The sequence below is a fragment of the Jeotgalicoccus huakuii genome (genome assembly GCF_036665975.1).
In the GTDB taxonomy this organism is placed as follows: domain Bacteria; phylum Bacillota; class Bacilli; order Staphylococcales; family Salinicoccaceae; genus Jeotgalicoccus; species Jeotgalicoccus marinus.
Genome location: NZ_JAVIYN010000009.1, coordinates 20,416 through 40,534 on the forward strand (window position 1 = coordinate 20,416; position 20,119 = coordinate 40,534).

Sequence of the window (20,119 nt, forward strand, 5' to 3'; positions counted from 1 at the left end):
TAGCAATCAAAACAAAAGTTCTAACAAAATGAAACTATTTACATTAACAGGTAACGAACCCCTAGCAGCAGAAATCGCTGAGCACATCGGAATTCCACTTGGGAAGTGTACAGTTAATCGTTTCTCTGATGAAGAGGTTCAGGTTAACGTTGAAGAAAGTGTGCGAGGTTGCGATGTTTTTGTAATTCAGCCGACAAGTCAGCCGGTAAATGAAAACTTAATGGAATTACTCATCATGATTGATGCCTTAAAACGTGCATCAGCGAATACTATTAATATTGTTATGCCTTATTATGGTTATGCACGCCAAGACAGAAAGAGTCGTGCGCGTGAACCAATCACTGCCAAACTCGTTGCTAACCTTATTGAAACAGCTGGTGCAAACCGCGTGATTTCACTTGACCTGCACGCACCACAAATCCAAGGATTTTTCGATATTCCAATCGACCATCTTATGGGTGTTCCAATCTTAAGTGATTACTTCCTAGAACATAAAGATATTAATTTAGACGAGGTCGTTATCGTGTCACCAGACCACGGTGGTGTAACGCGTGCACGACGTATGGCAGATCGTCTAAAAGCACCAATTGCCATTATTGATAAACGACGCCCACGTCCGAATGTCGCAGAAGTGATGAATATTGTTGGTGAAATTGATGGTAAGACAGCCATTATCATTGACGACATTATTGATACTGGAGGTACGATTAAAATTGCTGCACAAGCACTCGTAGATAAAGGTGCGAAAAATGTCTACGCTTGTTGTACACATCCAGTGCTTTCTGGACCGGCAGTTGAGCGAATTGAAGAGTCGGTAATCAAAGAGTTAGTCGTCACAAATTCAATTCAATTACCAGAAGAGAAGAAAATCGAGAAAGTGACTGAACTGTCTGTAGGTGAACTGCTTGCACAAGCAATTGTTAGAGTACATGAGCAGGAATCCGTAAGTATTTTATTCGACCAAACGTGATAATTTAACATATTTTTTACAAAACAGTGTGTTTTGTGGTATTATAATGCGTGGCTATGTGTTAGGATAGGCGTTATTATAAATTGCTTTATTTGATGAAAGGTGGAAATAACTATGGCTAAATTAGCCTCAAGCTCTAGAGCTGAAAATTCTAAGAAATCTGAACTGAATGAGCTTCGTTTTAACGGACAAGTTCCAGCAGTCGTATATGGCTATGAAACTGAAAATACTTCAGTATCAGTTGATGAAGTTGAATTCATCAAATTAATTCGTGAAGTTGGACGTAACGGTGTTATCGATCTTGAATTAGAGAACGGTACAAAACAAGTAATGGTAAGTGACTATCAGTTTGATTCACTTAAAAACCAAATCTTACACATCGACTTCATTGCAATCAATATGCAAACTGAAGTGACTGTAGATGTTCAAATCGAATTAACTGGTGAAGCACCAGGACAAAAAGAAGGCGGCGTAATCGAGCAGCCATTATTTGAAGTGTCTGTAACTGCTAAACCAGCTGACATTCCTGAAACTATCGAAGTTGATATTTCAGAACTTAACATTGGTGATGCAATTCACGTTGCAGACATCCGTGAAAAAGGTAACTTCGTAATTGAAAACGAAGACGACGACTCACTAGTTATTATTAGTGCGCCAACTGAAGAACCGGATGAAGACGAAGAAGTTTCTGAAGAAGAAGAAACTGAAGTTGAAGCAACTGAACAAAAAGATGAAGAAGACTCTGAAAAAGAAGAAGAGTAATCTTGAACATTTTAAACACAACGGCGGTGGGCTTTCCATCGCCTTTTTTAACGTTTATGAGGTGACGATATGAAATGTATTATTGGCCTGGGCAATCCAGGTGCTAAATATGAAAAAACAAGGCACAACATAGGCTTTATGGCGATTGATCAACTTCAAGAAGACCTTGGTCTACCTTTAGATCAGCAGAAATTTAAGTGTCATTATGGAACAGGTGTACTCAACGGTGAAAAGATTATGTTGATTAAGCCACAAACATTTATGAACCTATCTGGAGAAGGTGTGCGACCACTTGTGGATTACTATAATATCGAATTATCTGATATTGTTGTAATTTATGATGATCTTGACCTACCTCTTGGTCGTATAAGATTGCGTCAAAAAGGTAGCGGTGGTGGACATAACGGTATCAAGTCTCTGAATCAACATCTAGGTGGCGAAAAGTACAATCGTATACGCCTTGGTATAGATCGTCCAACTGATAGTACGCCAATCACACGTTATGTCTTAGGTAAGTTTAGTAAGGTAGATGAAGATACTTTACAAAAAGTTTTAGAAGTGTCATCTGAAGCGTGTCAAAGCTTTGTTTCAAATGACTTCCTAGATGTAATGAATAAGTATAATGGTGATGTGAATGCATAATAAAATTAGCGATCGCATCTTAAATGATGAACGCGTCCAGAGCATCATTTCATTCAACGACGATAAAAACCTGCTTGTCACTGGAATAAATGATGACTTTAAACCAATCTTACTCAAAGAACTGACAGAAAACTCAGAGCGTGCCAATGTGGTCTTTGTTGAAAATAACCACCACATGGAAAAGCTCGCAAATAGCATGATGGACGTTATGGATGAAGTGTATACCTTCCCAGTTGGTGACATCATGATTGAAAACATGTCTAAACAAAGCCCTGATTTTATGAAGGCAAGAATGTCGACCTTATCGGCCTTGCTACATGAGAAGCTAGGGTTATTTATCGTGCCTATACATGCCTTATTAAAACCGTTGATGCCTAAAGAAAAATTGTTAGCTTATGAAAAAACATTAGAGTTAGGAAGCACACTTGATTACGATGAATTTCTCGAGTTCTTAGTTAGTTTAGGATATAAACGTATGAATCAGGCCTCTAATTTCGGAGAATTTGCAGTTCGAGGGGATATTATTGATATCTATATGCATGATTTATTTCTTCGTGTAGAGCTATTTGACGATGAGATTGATTCACTGCGTCTTTTGGATCCAGAGACTCAACGTTCTTTAGAAAATATTGAATCAGTGAAAATTGAACCCTATGCTGAATATATTGTTGATCCGAGTGAACGTGTGGAATTGATAGAGAAAATTGACACCTTATATCAGGAGACTTCTGAAGGCTTACAGGCTGTCGCTAAAGAATCATTAGATGAATATTATGACAAGGTGACACATCCTGATTTACTTGTAGAACACTTAAATCAATTCGCTCATCTCTTAGATGATCATGATCAATCGCTCCTAGATTATATGACCGATAAGCATAGAGTGTTTGCAGATGATATAAATGCAATTAAATCAGCTTATGATGCAGAGTTTGAAGCGGTGAATAATTACTTTAGTTCTGTCTTAGAAGCAGGGCAAATGTTTAAAGGTGCAGCAAACTATTTAGAGCATCAATATGATAGATTGCTAAACCTAAATGGTGTCACTTACTTCAATTTATTTATGAAGAGTATGCCTGTGTCTATTGGAGAAATGATTAAAATTTCTGTTAAACCAGCAGAAATCTATTATGGGCAGTATGATATTCTAGCGTCGAATTTAAATAAGATGTTAGACAATGACTATCTCATCAATATTATTTTAAGAGACAAAGATGAGCTTAATAAAACAAAGCAACTTCTCGAAGACCTAAAAATTCAAAGCTATATTGAAAATATCCCGAGTGACTCAGGTATTGTCTTAACGACGGGTGCTATAGAATCTGGTTTTATCCTGCCCTATATGAGTGCAGCTATTTTAACTTCTAAAGAATTGTATAACAAAGTACAAAAACGTAAAAAACGTAATAAGAAGTTATCTAACGCAGAGAAAATTAAATCTTATCAGGAGTTAAATCCTGGTGATTATATCGTCCATGTTCATCACGGTGTCGGTCGATATCTAGGCATTGAAACCCTTGAAGTTAGCGGCATTCATAATGATTATATGAAGTTGCAGTACAAAGGGACAGACCAGCTGTATATTCCTGTGGATCAGATGGACTTGGTGCAAAAATATGTGGCAAGTGATGACGGCCAACCTAAGATGCATAAACTTGGTGGTGTTGAATGGAAACGGACTAAGGCGAAGGTTCAGCAAAATGTTAATGATATCGCAGAAGAACTGATTCGACTCTATCAAGAACGTGCGATGTCTGAAGGGTTTAAGTATAGTCCGGATACAGAGATGCAAGAGGCTTTTGAAGCACGTTTCCCTTATGAACCAACGCCTGACCAACTTGCGAGTATCCATGAAATTAAAAATGACATGGAAGATAGTAAGCCCATGGATCGACTGCTTTGTGGTGATGTCGGTTACGGAAAAACCGAAGTAGCAATTCGTGCAGCATTTAAAGCGGTTCAAGATGGCAAACAAGTCGCATTTTTAGTGCCGACAACCATACTCGCAGCCCAGCACTTTGAAAGCTTGATCGAAAGAATTGAGGATTACCCTGTAAATGTGGCGATGATGTCACGCTTTAGAACAGCAAAAGAAAATAGAGAGACAGCTGTAGGACTTAAAGAAGGTAAGATTGATATCGTAGTGGGTACGCACAAGATTCTAGGTAAATCGATTGAGTATAAAGATCTTGGTCTTTTAATTGTCGATGAAGAGCAAAGATTTGGAGTTAAGCATAAAGAAGCGATTAAACAGTTAAAAAATAATGTAGATGTCTTAACTTTAACAGCAACACCAATTCCAAGAACCTTACACATGAGTTTGACGGGTGTAAGAGACCTATCCGTCATAGAAACACCTCCAGAAAACAGATTCCCGGTTCAAACCTATGTTTTAGAATACAATGGAAACTTCGTTAAAGAGGCGATTGAAAGGGAGCTTGCTAGAAACGGCCAAGTCTTTTACCTCCACAATAGTGTTGCGACCATCTATAACAAACAGGCGCATGTAGAAATGTTGGTCCCTGATGCTGCAGTAGGTGTCATGCATGCACAGATGACTGAAAAACAAATCGAAGAGACGATGCTTGCATTCGTGAATGGTGAATACGATGTTATCGTCACCACGACTATTATTGAAACAGGTGTAGATGTTCCGAACGCCAATACGCTAATTATTGAAGATGCAGACCGTTTTGGTTTGAGTCAACTTTACCAATTACGCGGGCGCGTTGGTCGTAGTAATCGTATCTCATATGCATACTTATTCCATCAGCCAAATAAGGTGTTAACAGAAGTAGCAGAAAAACGATTAGAAGCGATTAAGGAATACACTGAACTTGGATCCGGCTTTAAGATTGCCATGCGTGATTTGAATATACGCGGAGCGGGTAATTTGCTTGGTAAAAATCAGTCCGGCTTTATAGATTCAGTTGGTTATGAGATGTATAGTGATATGTTAGAAAGTGCTGTAAAAGAAAAACAAGGTGTTGAAAAAGAAGAAGAACCGGTTAATATTCCAATTAATATCGAAGCAGATGCTTATATTCCGGCAACATATATTACCCATGAGCAATCTAAGATTGATATTTACAAGCGTCTTAGAAAAGCAAATTCTCTAGAGACACTGAGAGATATAGAAGATGAACTCATCGACCGTTTTGGTGAGTATCCAACAGAAGTACAAACATTAATTGACTTAGTTAAAGTTAAAATATATGCACTTCTATATGGTATCTATAAGGTATCTGAGGATGCACGTCACTTCTATCTTAATGTATCTCAATCTGCAACAGCAGAAATCAATGGTGAAAAATTATTCGAAGACACTCAGGCGTTTAGTAGAATCTTGAAGATTTCAGTCAAGGGTGGAGAAATTAACTTAACCATACGCTCGAAACAACTTAAAGATTTAGTCTCAGTAATGGCAGCAATACAAGAGAGTAGAATGGAGGGTGTGTCATGAACACAATCACAGTAATCGGTCTTGGTACATCTGATATCGATAAAATGCCCTTAGGTGTTTACAAATCACTATTAGCAGAAGAAAAAATTTATCTGAGAACGATGGACCATCCAGCAGTGTCACTTTTAAAAGATAGTGATATAAAATTAATCAGTTTTGATGAATACTATGAGGCATCTGAAACTTTCGAAGCAGTGTATGAACGTATCGTTGATACCTTAGTGCAGGATGCTCAGCATGGTAATCTCACCTACGCTGTACCAGGGCATCCAATGTTTTACGAGACGACGACTGAACTGCTATTAGACAGAAAGCGAAAAGGTGAAGTCAACGTCGAGATTAAAGGTGGTCAGAGTTTTATAGATGAAGTGATAAGTGCCTTAAATATTCCAGTAAATGAGAACTTTCAGTTGTTAGACGGGACGAATTTGTCGTTGAAAGACTTAGATTACCAAAAGCACACACTGATTACTCAAGTGTATAATCAATTGTCTGTGAGTGAAGTGAAGGTGACACTCCTAGATTATTATCACTACGATACCAAGGCTTACCTTGTAGACAAGGCTGGCAGTGAAGATGAGCATATTATAGGAACGACTATCGCAGAAATTGATCATCATGTACCAGACTCAAACTTAATGTGTATGTTTGTTCCAAAACAAGATGATATTCGATATGCGGATAGAACAATCACGCATATGGTAGATGTGTTTGACCAGCTAGTATCGGAAGATGGTTGTCCGTGGGATAAAGAACAGACCCATGAATCACTTGAACGATTCTTGTTAGAAGAATCGTATGAGGTCATTGAGGCAATAGAGCATGAAGATGATGAAGGTATTGTAGAAGAACTTGGAGACATCCTTCTACAAGTCGCCTTGCATTCAGCAATAGGTAAAAAAGATGGCTACTTTGATTTCTATGATGTTCTAGCTGCCTTAAATCAAAAAGTAGTTAGACGTCACCCACATGTTTTTGGCGATGAGTCAGTGGAGTCAATGGAAGATTTAAATAAGGTGTGGCAAGAAGCGAAAAGAGCCGAAGGTAAGAAAGAAAAAATTAAGCATGAAAAAGAATATGCAACGACAATGCTTGCATGGATGAAAGAAACCATCCATTCAGATACCCCACTAAAAACCTTGCTAAAGGATGATGTAAATGAGACTTGATAAATTTTTAAAAGTATCAAGGATAATTAAAAGACGTACACTTGCAAAAGAGATTAGTGATGATGGTCGTATCGAAGTCAATGGACGTACGGCAAAAGCAGGTACTGACTTATCAGTTGGAGATCACTTAGTCATCAAATTTGGACGTAGTATTGTCACTTATGAAGTGATGCAATTAAACGATACAACAAAAAAAGAAGATGCAGAAAGAATGTATAAAGTATTAAAAGAAGAAAAAATTGAAAAAGAAACAGAATTTTAATAGAAACCAAAGCTCATTTGATGTATCTTGTATATAAAGGATAATGTACAAAACGATGGGGAGAGGTGTGACTAAAATGAACAACAAAGTGGTTCGTCTTTTGAATAACTATACTAAAAAAAGAGATAGTGAAAAGAAACAATTAAAGACTGAAGCGCGTGTGTCACGCCGTCGTGCCCTCGTTTTTGGCAGTGTGCTAATGGTAATCGTTATCGTCTTATTGATGATTGGCATTAATCAAAAGAAAGCCAATCAAGAGCTAGAGCAAGAAGTTGCTGCAACATCTGAAGTCTTAGACAATAAAAATAAGCAGCACTCGGACCTCGAACAACAAATCAAGCAATTGAATGATGACAATTATATATTACGTATAGCAAGAAGTGAGTTCTTCTTATCAGAAGAAGGAGAGCTAATCTTCAATTTACCTGAAGGTGAATCTGAAAAAGAAAGGCCGGAAAAGGAATAATCAGTTACATATGTAATGATTATTCCTTTATTAAGTGTTAATATATTAATGTATAACGATTTTGGGAGGATATTATATAAACATGTCAGTTGAAGCGGGCAGTAAAGTTATCGGCAAAGTTACAGGGATTAAACCATTTGGTGCGTTTGTTGAGTTACCAGGCGGTAAAACAGGCTTGGTTCACATAAGTGAAGTAGCGGACAAATATGTAGAAGACATCAACGAACACTTAAAAGTCGGTGACGAAATAGAAGTTAAAGTATTATCTATCGGTGATGATAACAAGATTAGTTTATCAATTAAGAAAGCTCAAGATAAACCAAAACCAAAACCTCGTCAAAAGGCACCATCACCTGAAGATTTTGAAAAGAAACTTTCAGGATTCTTAAAAGACAGTGAAGAAAGAATGTCTACAATTAAGAGACAAGCTGAATCACGTCGTGGTGGTAGAGGTCGTAGATAATGAAATGAAGAGGCCAGAGCAAGTCGCTCTAGCCTTTTTAGTTTTTATAAGGTGGTGCTACTTTTGAAATTGAATATTTCATGGACGACGGAAAGTCATCTTGGTCTAGCCTTGTCTGGTGGCATCGATTCTATGGTGCTTTATCATCTATTGACGACGACTTACAAAGATACTTATAAAAGTTTGACCGTCTTACACGTTAACCACAATCAAAGAGTTGCATCTTTATCTGAAGCGGCATACATAAAAAAAATGACGGAAAAAGATCATGTAAACTATGAGTCAGTTGTTCTCGATTTTGAAGGGAACTTTTCTCAAGAATCAGGACGTAAAAAGCGATATGCGTTCTTTAGAGATATTGCAAAAAAACATCACTTAAATGTGTTGTTGATGGCTCACCATGAGGATGATCAGTATGAAACGGTCTTGCACCAACTATTAACCGGGCGGTATTTACATGGCAACCTTGGTATACCAGAAGACTATGAAAGAGTAGGCGTACGAATATCAAGGCCGCTTATGAAGGTTCGTAAAAGAGATATTAGAGAATATCAACAGGCACACACGGTGAAGTATTTTGAAGATGAAAGTAATCTTGAGGATACCTATACAAGAAATTATATTAGGCATCATATTGTTCCAGACATCGAAGATGCAGATGCTTTAGATCTAAAGCAATTAGTAAACATAAAAAATGACATAAATGAGTTAAGTGATTTTGTCAGTGATTTTGCTAAGAATATTATTAGTAAGGGCAGCCTTTCGAGGGGAAATTATAGACAATATAGCCCATTAATTAGAATATACATTTTAAATTCACTCTTATCTGATACTTCAACAATAATGAGTCGAAAGGCTTTAGAATCACTTGATCAAACATTGATGTCGGGACCAGCACAGACGGTATATCAACTTGATTCCCATACAGTACATGTTGAATACGATCAAGTTTACGTGAAAAAAGCAAAGGTAAGCCCCATTAGTGAACCTCTGATTGTTGAGGATAGTGGGAACTTTATTTATAATAATTATCATATCGTGGTAAAATTACCGAGTGATGAATTTCCATTGACTATACGCCCGAGATTAGATGGTGACCGTGTTCAACTTAAACAAGGCGGTAGTAAGAAAATCAGTCGTCTTTTCATCGATAATAAGATAGTAGCAAGCGAAAGAAAGGCGATACCGGTGGTTTTAAATCAACACGGTATTATTATTGCAGTCGGTGCCATTTATAATATAATTGAACCAGCTGAAAATCGAATTTTAAAGATAACGAAGGAGCAAGAAGATGACAATAAAAAATGATATCAGTGAAATTGTACTTTCTGAGTCAGATATAGACGCAATAAACAAACGTCTTGGCGAGGAAATCACTAAAGATTATGAAGGAAAGACGCCGATTATGGTTGGCCTTTTAAAGGGTTCAATTATGTTTATGGCAGACCTCATTAAGCATGTGGATACACACATGGAAATTGATTTCATGGATGTCTCTAGCTATGTTGGCACAAAGTCGACTGGAGAGGTTAAAATACTTAAGGACTTATCAACTTCTGTAGAAGGTAGACATATTCTTATTGTTGAAGATATTGTTGAAACTGGAACGACTTTAAATTCTATTATTGAATTTCTACAGTATAGAAAAGTTGCATCCATCGAGATTGTAACCTTATTAGATAAGCCTGTAGAAGAAAGAAAATTAGATGTTAACGTAAAATACGTAGGTACAGAAATTCCAGATGGATTTGTCGTAGGATATGGCTTGGACTTTGATCAAAAATACAGAAATTTACCTTACATCGGTCTTTTAAAACCTGAATTTTACAGCTAAATCATATCACTGGAAGTTAAAAGTTATTTTTGTTACTATTTTTTGTAATGTATTAGAAATGGAGGATTACGGATGCCGAAGAATACTGGCCGTAACATATTACTTATCGCCATATTAACAGTTGTCATGTTTGGTATATTCCAACGTTTCAACGGCTCTGGCGGCGACGAAGAAGAACTTCAATATAATGAGTTCGTCGATGCCCTAGAAAATGGTGAAGTGGCTGAGTTAACATTGCAGCCTGAAAACAATGTTTATTTAGTTAGCGGTCGCCTAGCTGATCAAAGTGACCAAGAGTCATTCACTTCTGTTGTGCCTTTTAATAGTGCGGATGATATCCAGCAAATTACAGACACAGCACGCAGTCAAGATGACTTAACATTTAATGTAGAACCTGAAGAAGAACCAAGTCCTTGGACAAGCATGTTATTTACAATTATTCCATTACTTATTATCTTCTTCTTATTCATCTTCCTCATGAGCCAAGCCCAAGGTGGCGGCGGAGGCGGCGGAGGCCGCATGATGAACTTTGGTAAGAGTAAAGCCAAGCTTTATGACCAAAGTAAAAAACAAGTTCGCTTCGATGATGTCGCTGGAGCAGATGAGGAAAAAGCTGAACTAGTAGAAGTTGTTGACTTCTTAAAAGATCCACGTCGCTTTGATAGAATCGGTGCCAGAATTCCTAAAGGGGTACTACTTGTCGGGCCTCCAGGTACTGGTAAAACATTGATTGCAAGAGCGGTAGCAGGTGAAGCAGGCGTACCATTCTTCTCAATCAGTGGTTCTGATTTCGTTGAGATGTTCGTTGGTGTCGGTGCATCTCGTGTACGTGATTTATTTGAAAACGCTAAGAAAAACTCACCTTGTATCATCTTTATTGATGAAATTGATGCAGTGGGTCGTCAGCGTGGTGCTGGTGTTGGTGGTGGTCACGATGAGCGTGAACAAACACTAAACCAACTATTAGTTGAGATGGATGGTTTCGCAGATAATGAAGGTATCATTATGATTGCAGCAACTAACCGCCCTGATATTCTAGACCCAGCACTCTTACGTCCAGGTCGTTTCGACAGACAGATTCAAGTGGGGCGTCCGGATGTTAAAGGACGTGAGGCTGTACTTAAAGTACACGCACGTAACAAGCCGCTTGATGAGACTGTTGATCTTGCAGCACTTGCGCAGCGTACGCCAGGTTTCTCTGGTGCAGATCTTGAGAATCTCTTAAACGAAGCTGCTTTAGTCGCTGCTAGACAAAACAAGAAGTTAATTGATATGCGTGATGTCGATGAAGCGACTGACCGTGTGATTGCAGGTCCAGCTAAGAAGAGTCGTGTAATGAGTAAGAAAGAACGTAATATCGTTGCTTACCATGAGGCAGGACATACGATTATCGGTATGGTCTTAGACGATGCTGAGACAGTTCATAAGGTTACCATTGTCCCTCGCGGACAAGCTGGTGGTTATGCTGTAATGCTTCCTAAAGAGGATCGTTACTTTATGACGAAACCAGAATTAGAAGATAAGATTGTTGGATTACTTGGTGGTCGAGTATCCGAAGAAATTAACTTCGGTGAAGTATCAACAGGTGCTCACAATGACTTCCAAAGAACAACAAGTATCGCTAGAAGCATGGTGACTGAATACGGTATGAGTGAAAAACTCGGTCCAATTCAGTTCGGTGAATCAAACGGTCAAGTATTCCTTGGTAAAGATATGTCTAACGATTCGAATTACTCAGATAGTATCGCTTATGAAATCGACCAAGAAATGCAAAACATTGTGAAAACACAATATGAGCGTTGTCGTCAGATCCTTACAGAGCATAAAGAACAGCTTCAATTAATTGCTGAAACATTACTTGAAGTGGAAACACTCGACAGAGAACAAATCGAAGGACTTTTCTACAACGGTAAACTACCTGAAAGAAACTTTGATAATGAACCTGTTGAGGAAGATAAGGATTCAGACAAAGCAGGGGCATCTTATGATGAAATTAAAGAAAAGATGTCACATGATGAAAAAGACCTTGAGTCTGAAGAACAAGTTGAGGAAAGACCAGACATGGTTGAACCTGATGAGTCGACTGACCAAGAAAATCAATCTTCAAATGACTTAGAAGAAGACCGTAAGGATAACAGATAAGAAACTTTAAGCGCAGCGGATGATGCTGCGCTTATTTTTTCGTAGGAAATGATATTAAGCACGTAAATTGACTATCTTTGACGTTTTCTATATTATGCATGATAGTAAACTATGTTTATAAAATTTTGATGTGAAAATCGTTTGGAGGAACGACTATGACAGACCACTTAATAAGAGGTTTAGGATTAAATGATGAGGTAAGGATATTTGCTGTAGATACTACAGCTACTATAAACGAGGCAGTTCAGAGACATGTGGCTTACCCAACTGCAGCTGCAGCACTTGGTAGAGCGATGAGCGCTGGAGTAATGATGGGTGCTATGTTAAAAGGTGAAGACAAGAATACAATTACTATTGAGGGCGGTGGACCAATCGGTGCGATTGTAGTAGATAGTGATGCACACGGTCACGTCAGAGGTTATCTTGGCAATCCGCAAGTTCACTTTGATTTAAATGATCAAGGTAAGCTTGATGTGAGACGCGCAGTTGGTACAAATGGTTACCTTAGAGTAGCTAAAGATATTGGTTTAAAAGATAACTTTGTTGGATCTACTGAGATTGTTTCAGGAGAATTAGGAGAAGACTTCTCTTATTACTTCTATGCCAGTGAACAAGTTCCATCTATTGTTGCCTTAGGCGTGCTTGTAAACCCGGATAACACAATTCAAGCAGCAGGTGGCTTCATAATCCAAGTGTTACCTTCAGCAAGTGAGGAAACGATTAACTGGCTTAATGAACGTGCCAAAGAAATGACGCCGGTTTCTAAACTACTCGCTAAAGGCATGACACCGAACCAAATTATTGATGAAGCAATCGGTGAGGAAAATTGGAGACAACTGAGTGAGATGCCAGTTAGTTTTGAATGTAACTGTTCTAAAGAGCGCTTTATTAATGCAATCAGTGCCTTAGACCCTAAAGAAATTATGTCTATGATTCAAGAAGATGGCGGTGCTGAAGCAGATTGTCATTTCTGCCGTAATAAAGAATGGATTACAAAAGAAGAACTTCAAGCACTCATCACACACTAATTAATTGAAAAATGGTAGGGATAATGTTATATTATTCATAGTCAGAAACTAGGAATAGGAGTGTTTGATTGTGAGTAATGTATATAACAATATTTTAGAAACAATTGGAAATACGCCTTTAGTGAAATTAAATAAGTTAACAGATGAAAACAGTGCAGATGTCTATGTAAAAGTTGAATTTATGAATCCAGGTAGTTCAGTTAAAGACCGTATCGCCTTAGCGATGATTGAAGCTGCAGAAGAAGCAGGTAAACTTAATGAAAATACGATTATTGTTGAACCAACAAGCGGTAACACGGGTATTGGTCTAGCAATGGTAGCAGCTGCAAAAGGTTACAAATCCGTTCTAGTCATGCCGGATACGATGAGTAAGGAACGTCGTAATCTATTACGCGCATATGGTGCAGAACTTGTCCTAACACCAGGTGCTGACGGTATGAAAGGTGCAATTAAAAAAGCTAGAGAACTTGCTGAGAAAGACGGATATTTCATGCCACAACAGTTCGAAAACCCAGCTAACCCAGAAATCCACGAGAGAACGACTGGTAAGGAGTTAGTAGAACAAGCGAATAGTGCTGGCTTGTCTATAGATGCTTTCATCTCTGGTATTGGTACAGGTGGTACAATCACCGGTGCTGGTAAAGTGTTGAAGGAAAACTTTAAAGATGTACAAGTGATTGCTGTAGAACCAACAGATTCAGCAATTCTAAGTGGTAAAGAACCAGGACCGCATAAGATTCAAGGGATTGGTGCAGGCTTTGTACCAACGACATTAGATACAGATATTTATGATGAAATCATTACGATCGAAAATGAAGAAGCAATGGATACTGCGCGTAAGTTAGGTAGAGAAGAAGGTATCCTTGGTGGAATTTCTTCTGGTGCTGCTGTCTTAGCAGGACTTCAGACAGCCAAAAAACTAGGCAAAGGTAAAAATGTGGTCGTTGTACTACCATCGAACGGTGAGAGATATTTATCTACACCACTATTTAACTTTGAAGCTTAAGTCAATAATCTTAATCCAAACTAAAGAGCTTAGAGATCTATATGAACATAGATTTCTAAGCTTTTTTGTATGAGATTTTTTAATCAGGCACGTACTTTTAAACATGTTATAATATGACTATTCAACAAATGTATAAATAGAGGTTGGTATGATGGAAAAATTGAAGATAATGGGTATTTTAAACACAACACCAGACTCTTTTAGCGATGGTGGAAAATATGACTCTGTAGAGAAAGCCGTAGAGCGTGCCAAGGAAATGGTTGAGGAGGGCGTCGATATTATAGACGTTGGTGGCTACTCTACACGACCTGGTGGCTATAGTGAGATTACAGTGGAAACAGAGATAGAGCGGGTTGTCCCTGTCGTACAGGCGATTCGAGCAGCAGGTATAAAGACAGACATCTCTGTAGATACATTTCGCTCAGAAGTTGCAAGGGCAGCCTTAGAAAAGGGTGCAACGATGATTAATGATCAATGGCGAGGTCTTTATGATGAAAAAATCTTAGATGTTGTTGCTGAATTCGATGCTGAAATATTCCTTATGCACAACAACGATCACGCTCAATATGAAGATGTGGTTAGTGAGATGATTGATGAGTTAAAATTCTCAGCTGATAAAGCCCTTGAAGCTGGCGTTAAGAAAGAAAAAATTTGGCTGGATCCAGGCATCGGTTTTGTAAAGTCTAGAGATGAAGAAATCGAGGTCATGCGTAACTTGGATGAACTCGTTAAAGTGGGTTATCCTGTTTTACTCGGGACAAGCCGTAAACGTATGGTAAAAGAACTGATTGGTCATGATACAGATGCTGACGAACGGGACGCAGCAACCCTCGCAACAACGATTTTAGGCATTGATGCAGGTGTCGATGCTGTGAGAGTGCACAACGTAAAAATGAATAGGCAGGGTGCAGATGTCTATATGAAGTTAAAAGGTGAACTATAATGGATAAAATTCATATCAACGGTATTAAAACTTATGCTTATCATGGTGCAATAAAAGAAGAACGTGTGCTTGGTCAGTACTTTATTACTGACTTAGTAATTAGCTTAGATTTATCTCAAGCAGCTTTGACGGATGATTTGAATGAAACGGTACATTACGGTGAAGTATACGAACTTGTTGAAAATATTGTTAAAGGTGATTCAGTGAGTTTAATTGAGCATTTAGCAGGGAAAATCAATGCCCAGCTATTTGACCGATATGCTAAAATAGTAGAGGTAGAAACTACGATTACTAAACCTAATCCACCGATAGATGGTAACTATGACAGTGTGGGTATTACCTTAAAAGGAAAGCGGGAAAGATAATGGCTATAGCGTATCTCGGACTCGGTAGTAATATCGGGGACAGAGAAGAGAGTTTAAGACAAGCCCTAAAAAAAATATCTGAAGTTCCTGGGATTACCGTTACTAAAATATCTTCAAGATATGAAACTAAACCATATGGTAAGACAGATCAGCCAGATTTTATAAATATGGCTGTAGAATTGGAGACAAATTTAACACCTTTGGATTTGCTTGAAGTCGTACTTGGCATTGAACATGAACTTGGTCGTGTACGTAAGGAAACATGGGGTCCAAGGTCGATTGATATTGATGTACTCTTATACGAAGATTTGGAGCTGGATTTAACAGATTTGAAGGTACCTCATCCGGAAATGCACCTCCGTTCTTTTGTGATTGATCCGATGAGTGAGATTGCACCAAAAAGAGAACATCCAACTTTGAAAATGACAATCGAAGAAATTAAAAACAAATTAGATAACGAACAATAATGACTTTTAGGAGTGGAATATAGTGTCTGAAGAACTAAATGATCAGCTGGCTGTACGCCGCGAGAAAATGCAACAATTAAGAGAACAGGGATTAGATCCATTTGGTAAACGTTTTGACCGTTTACATTATACTAATGAACTCGTTGAAGAGTGGGACCAGTTCTCAAAAGAAGAATTAGCAGAAAGAGAAGATGAGTCAGTAACAGCGATTGCTGGACGTATCATGACTAAGCGTGGTAAAGGTAAGGCTGGATTTGCACATATCCAAGATATCAACGGTCAGATTCAAATTTACGTTAGAAAAGATCAAATTGGTGATGAAGCGTTTGAGGTATGGAACCAGGCAGATTTAGGTGATTTTGTTGGTGTTAAAGGACCGATGTTCAAAACGAATACAGGCGAATTATCGATTAAACCAACAGAGTTTACATTACTTACAAAAGCCCTTCGTCCACTTCCCGATAAATATCACGGTCTAAAAGATGTTGAAGAGCGTTATCGTAAACGTTACTTAGATTTAATTACAAGTAAAGAGTCTAGAGAAACATTTATTAAAAGAAGTAAGATTATACAAGAAATGCGTAACTACTTAAATGAGAATGACTTCTTAGAAGTAGAAACACCAATGATGCACTCAATCGCGGGCGGTGCGCAGGCACGTCCGTTCATTACGCATCACAATGCTTTAGACACAGATTTATATATGCGTATTGCCTTGGAGCTACATTTAAAACGCCTCGTAATCGGAGGTATTGAGAAAGTCTATGAAATTGGTCGCGTGTTTAGAAATGAAGGGGTATCTACAAGACACAACCCTGAGTTCACAATGATGGAACTATATGAAGCTTATGCTGATTACAGAGACATTATGACTTTAACAGAAGAGATGATTGCTTATATTGCTGAGAAAGTGAATGGGACGACTAAAGTTGTGTATGATGGTGAAGAGATTGACTTAGCACCAGAGTGGAAACGCGTGCACATGGTAGATATCGTTAATGAATATACAGGGGTTAACTTCTATGATATTAATTCATTAGATGAAGCAAGAGAAGCAGCTAAGGCACACAATGTAGAAATTGGTGACAACATGCAGTATGGTCACATTCTAAATGAATTCTTTGAACAAAAAGTAGAAGAAGAATTAGTGCAACCGACCTTTGTATACGGCCATCCTGTAGAGATTTCACCGTTAGCTAAGAAAAATGATGAGGATCCTAGATTCACTGATAGATTTGAGTTATTTATCGTTAGACGTGAACATGCCAATGCGTTTACAGAATTAAATGATCCTATTGATCAGCGTGAGCGCTTTGAAGCACAAGTTGCTGAACGTGATCAAGGTAATGATGAAGCGCATGAAATGGATGAAGACTACCTAGAGGCAATGGAATACGGTTTACCACCAACAGGTGGACTGGGTATCGGTATTGATAGATTAGTAATGTTACTGACAGACTCAGCTTCAATCCGTGACGTTCTATTGTTCCCTTCAATGAGAGAAAGATAAGAAAAATCGTACTTATTCTTTAAGGATAAGTACGATTTTTGTAATTATTAATTTTGTGTAAAAATTGGTTGACAATTTAGCTAGTTATCGCTAAAATAATTAATAGTTTGATTTTACTGCTATACATATTGTGCGGAAGTAGTTCAGTGATAGAACATCACCTTGCCAAGGTGGGGGTCGCGGGTTTGAATCCCGTCTTCCGCTCCATTTTATTTTTTTTTTTGCTTTTTCCCATATAAGGGCCTATAGCTCAGCTGGTTAGAGCGCACGCCTGATAAGCGTGAGGTCGGTGGTTCGAGTCCACTTAGGCCCACTAATATAAAAGGTCACTGATGAGTTTTCATCAGTGACCTTTTTGTTTAGAGTGAACTTTATTTAATGTGACCTTTTTCTATTAATGCTTTACGAATCTCAAGCATAGCAGTATAGGTGGCGATCATGTGGATTTTTGTCGTCGGTGCTTTTTCAATAGCTTCTACAACATTTTCTAGTGTGCCAGCACTATCAACTATTGAGGAATCGAATCCAGCAGTGAGCAAGCGATCTGTCATCTTATCGACTGCGATACCACCAGTAATTATTTGTTTGATGTCTAAGTCAGTTAGGGATTCAAAGTTAGTATCAGCTAACCATGATAGGTCGACACCGTCTGCTGGTCGGTTGTTCAAGAGTGATACAAAAGTAAATGGATCTTTTTCAAGTTTAATAAGATTCAATACCTGGTCTAACCCTACTGGGTTTTTAACAACATTAAGGACAATTTTCTTATCGTATGCGACGATGACTTCTTGGCGACCGAAAACACGTTCATTGACATTAAATGCATCGACAATATCTTCTTTTGGAACATCAAAATGACGACCGACCGAGTAGGCTGCTAGGGCATTGTATATGTTGTATATTCCCGCATTATGCAGAGTGTATGTGTGATGGTCGATCGTAAATGTGGAATGCGTAACATCTAATTCTTTGACTGAAGTGACTCTATGGTCTAATTCAGGGCGTTTATAGCCACAAGAAGAACATGAATAGTCTCCAAGGTTTGCATAAGTATAAATTGTATACTCTAAATCATGCCCACAGTTCGGGCAGGCTGTATCTGCTTTTGATTGGTCCCCTGTATCAACATCTGTGTCAAACCCAAAGAATTTTCTGTTGTTAGGTAGTGCGACAGAATTAAGTAACGGTAAATCACCATTCGCTATAACAGTAGCATCTGGGGTACTTTTTGCAGCATCTGTTAGCAACTCATATATTTTTTCTATTGAACCGTAACGATCGAGCTGGTCTGCAAATATGTTAGTATGTAGAAATACTTTAGGTTGTAATTCTTCTACAACATTTTTTAAAGATCCTTCGTCAACTTCTAAGACAGCGATCGCATCTTTTGTCACTCGCGGTGCATTCAGGAAGGCACCAACGATGCCTTGCTTCATGTTAGACCCTGCCTTATTAGTAATTACATGGTTATACTTCTTCGATAAAACACTTGTCGTTAGTGTCGTTGTTAAGGTTTTACCGTTCGTCCCAGTTACAACGACAACATCGTAAGACTCTGCTAAGTTTTTTAGCAGGTTTTTGTCGATTGATAAGGCAACTTTACCTGGTAAGCTGCTGCCTCCATTTGTATATCTCGTTAGGAAATAACTTAATGTTTTTCCGACGTTCTTGGCAATAGTGGATTTAATCGTCATTCGTAGCGCTCCTTTAAGTTCCTTATGAGAAACTATTATATCATTCAGTTTTAATAGGTACTATATTTTTTTAGAAAGCGTTATAATTATTATTAAGAAAATTCTAAGGAGAATGAATATGTTAGATTATCTAATGACCTTGGAACCCTGGCAACAGGCACTTATAGCAACCTTGTTCACATGGACAATGACGGGGCTCGGTGCAGCAGTTGTCTTTTTAACTAAAGGTGTTAGTGAAAACTTTTTAAATATCACACTTGGCTTTGCAGGCGGTATTATGGTAGCCGCAAGTTTTTGGTCACTTTTATCACCTGCGATTGATGCGAGTGCAGATAATCCAATAGGAGAATGGTTCCCTGCTTTAGTCGGCTTTTTAGGCGGTGCCTTATTTATTTACTCCTTCGATAAAATTATCCCTCACCGTCATAGAGGAGAACACACTGCTGAAGGGCTTACAGTTGCTAGCTCCAGAAGAAGTACCTTACTAGTAACATCCTTAACACTTCACAATATTCCTGAAGGACTCTCTATCGGTATTCTCTTCGGTGCAGCAGGGTTGAGTCAAGATCCAGTCATGATTGCCAGTGCACTTACCTTAGCAGTAGGGATTGGTCTACAAAATATCCCAGAAGGTACTGCAGTTTCCATGCCGTTAAGAGCAGACGGTGCATCTAAATTTCGAGCATTCTTTTGGGGCTGGATGTCAGCAATCGTTGAGCCGATGGCAGCACTTGTTGGTGTCTTGCTTGTGGCCTCAATGGAGCCAGTATTGCCGTATGCTTTAGCTGCAGGTGCAGGTGCAATGATATTTGTGGTGGTGGAGGAAGTCATTCCAAGCACACAAAAAAATGGTCATTCCGATGCAGCAGTCTTTGCATTCCTGATTGGATTTTCTGTGATGATGGTATTAGACGTAGCATTAGGATAACAAAA

General features: G+C 38.4%; 19 protein-coding genes and 2 tRNA genes. 20 read left to right on the top strand and 1 reads right to left on the bottom strand.

Going from position 1 to position 20,119, the window contains the following annotated elements:
* The first annotated feature begins 28 nt into the window (after positions 1-28).
* From V6E76_RS06035 to V6E76_RS06125, 19 genes are all read left to right on the top strand, one after another.
* Positions 29-970, top strand: coding sequence for a ribose-phosphate diphosphokinase (locus tag V6E76_RS06035; protein WP_371807501.1), 942 nt, complete (start codon positions 29-31; stop codon positions 968-970).
* 114 nt (positions 971-1,084) lie between these two features.
* Entirely contained in the window at positions 1,085-1,732 is a 648-nt protein-coding gene (locus V6E76_RS06040) for a 50S ribosomal protein L25/general stress protein Ctc (protein WP_247351395.1), read from the top strand.
* A gap of 69 nt (positions 1,733-1,801) precedes the next feature.
* A complete protein-coding gene (pth, locus tag V6E76_RS06045; protein WP_247351386.1) occupies positions 1,802-2,374 on the top strand; it encodes an aminoacyl-tRNA hydrolase in 573 nt (190 codons plus the stop codon).
* Positions 2,367-5,837 carry a transcription-repair coupling factor gene (gene mfd / locus V6E76_RS06050; protein WP_247351368.1) on the top strand — a complete coding sequence of 1,157 codons (3,471 nt, stop codon included), beginning with the start codon at positions 2,367-2,369 and terminating at the stop codon, positions 5,835-5,837. Before pth ends, mfd begins: the two co-directional genes overlap by 8 nt.
* Positions 5,834-7,006, top strand: a complete 1,173-nt coding sequence (locus V6E76_RS06055; protein ID WP_247351351.1) for a MazG nucleotide pyrophosphohydrolase domain-containing protein — start codon at positions 5,834-5,836, stop codon at positions 7,004-7,006. The genes mfd and V6E76_RS06055 overlap by 4 nt, the downstream gene beginning before the upstream one ends.
* Positions 6,996-7,268, top strand: coding sequence for an RNA-binding S4 domain-containing protein (locus V6E76_RS06060; protein WP_247351350.1), 273 nt, complete (start codon positions 6,996-6,998; stop codon positions 7,266-7,268). Before V6E76_RS06055 ends, V6E76_RS06060 begins: the two co-directional genes overlap by 11 nt.
* Positions 7,269-7,344: 76 nt before the next feature.
* Complete coding sequence (locus tag V6E76_RS06065) at positions 7,345-7,734, top strand: septum formation initiator family protein (RefSeq protein ID WP_247351343.1); 390 nt, start codon at positions 7,345-7,347, stop codon at positions 7,732-7,734.
* 82 nt (positions 7,735-7,816) lie between these two features.
* Entirely contained in the window at positions 7,817-8,197 is a 381-nt protein-coding gene (locus tag V6E76_RS06070) for a S1 domain-containing RNA-binding protein (RefSeq protein WP_026866180.1), read from the top strand.
* Between the two features lie 63 nt (positions 8,198-8,260).
* On the top strand, positions 8,261-9,505 hold the full coding sequence (gene tilS, locus V6E76_RS06075) for a tRNA lysidine(34) synthetase TilS (protein WP_247351341.1): 1,245 nt from the start codon (positions 8,261-8,263) through the stop codon (positions 9,503-9,505).
* Positions 9,489-10,031: a hypoxanthine phosphoribosyltransferase gene (gene hpt, locus V6E76_RS06080; protein WP_499797728.1), complete on the top strand. Its 543-nt coding sequence runs from the start codon at positions 9,489-9,491 to the stop codon at positions 10,029-10,031. Before tilS ends, hpt begins: the two co-directional genes overlap by 17 nt.
* A gap of 72 nt (positions 10,032-10,103) precedes the next feature.
* Complete coding sequence (gene ftsH / locus V6E76_RS06085) at positions 10,104-12,173, top strand: ATP-dependent zinc metalloprotease FtsH (protein WP_499797729.1); 2,070 nt, start codon at positions 10,104-10,106, stop codon at positions 12,171-12,173.
* Between the two features lie 155 nt (positions 12,174-12,328).
* The gene (gene hslO / locus V6E76_RS06090) at positions 12,329-13,201 is read left to right on the top strand and encodes an Hsp33 family molecular chaperone HslO (protein ID WP_247351325.1); all 873 of its coding nucleotides are present in this window, start codon (positions 12,329-12,331) and stop codon (positions 13,199-13,201) included.
* Between the two features lie 70 nt (positions 13,202-13,271).
* Positions 13,272-14,207: a cysteine synthase A gene (cysK, locus tag V6E76_RS06095; RefSeq protein WP_247351311.1), complete on the top strand. Its 936-nt coding sequence runs from the start codon at positions 13,272-13,274 to the stop codon at positions 14,205-14,207.
* A 151-nt stretch (positions 14,208-14,358) separates the two neighbouring features.
* Positions 14,359-15,150, top strand: a complete 792-nt coding sequence (gene folP / locus V6E76_RS06100) for a dihydropteroate synthase (RefSeq protein WP_247351298.1) — start codon at positions 14,359-14,361, stop codon at positions 15,148-15,150.
* Entirely contained in the window at positions 15,150-15,515 is a 366-nt protein-coding gene (gene folB, locus V6E76_RS06105) for a dihydroneopterin aldolase (protein ID WP_247351284.1), read from the top strand. The genes folP and folB overlap by 1 nt, the downstream gene beginning before the upstream one ends.
* A complete protein-coding gene (folK, locus tag V6E76_RS06110; protein ID WP_026866172.1) occupies positions 15,515-15,982 on the top strand; it encodes a 2-amino-4-hydroxy-6-hydroxymethyldihydropteridine diphosphokinase in 468 nt (155 codons plus the stop codon). Before folB ends, folK begins: the two co-directional genes overlap by 1 nt.
* A gap of 22 nt (positions 15,983-16,004) precedes the next feature.
* Positions 16,005-17,492 carry a lysine--tRNA ligase gene (lysS, locus tag V6E76_RS06115; protein WP_247351268.1) on the top strand — a complete coding sequence of 496 codons (1,488 nt, stop codon included), beginning with the start codon at positions 16,005-16,007 and terminating at the stop codon, positions 17,490-17,492.
* A 132-nt stretch (positions 17,493-17,624) separates the two neighbouring features.
* Positions 17,625-17,699: transfer RNA gene (locus V6E76_RS06120), tRNA-Gly, on the top strand.
* Positions 17,700-17,731: 32 nt separating this feature from the next.
* Positions 17,732-17,805, top strand: a tRNA-Ile gene (locus tag V6E76_RS06125).
* 58 nt (positions 17,806-17,863) lie between these two features.
* On the opposite strand, the gene V6E76_RS06130 is transcribed toward V6E76_RS06125, so the two are convergent.
* On the bottom strand, positions 17,864-19,186 hold the full coding sequence (locus V6E76_RS06130; protein ID WP_247351247.1) for a MurT ligase domain-containing protein: 1,323 nt from the start codon (positions 19,184-19,186) through the stop codon (positions 17,864-17,866).
* Positions 19,187-19,304: 118 nt separating this feature from the next.
* On the opposite strand from V6E76_RS06130, the gene V6E76_RS06135 reads away from it, so the two are divergent.
* Positions 19,305-20,114, top strand: a complete 810-nt coding sequence (locus V6E76_RS06135; protein ID WP_247351244.1) for a ZIP family metal transporter — start codon at positions 19,305-19,307, stop codon at positions 20,112-20,114.
* Positions 20,115-20,119: the final 5 nt, after the last annotated feature.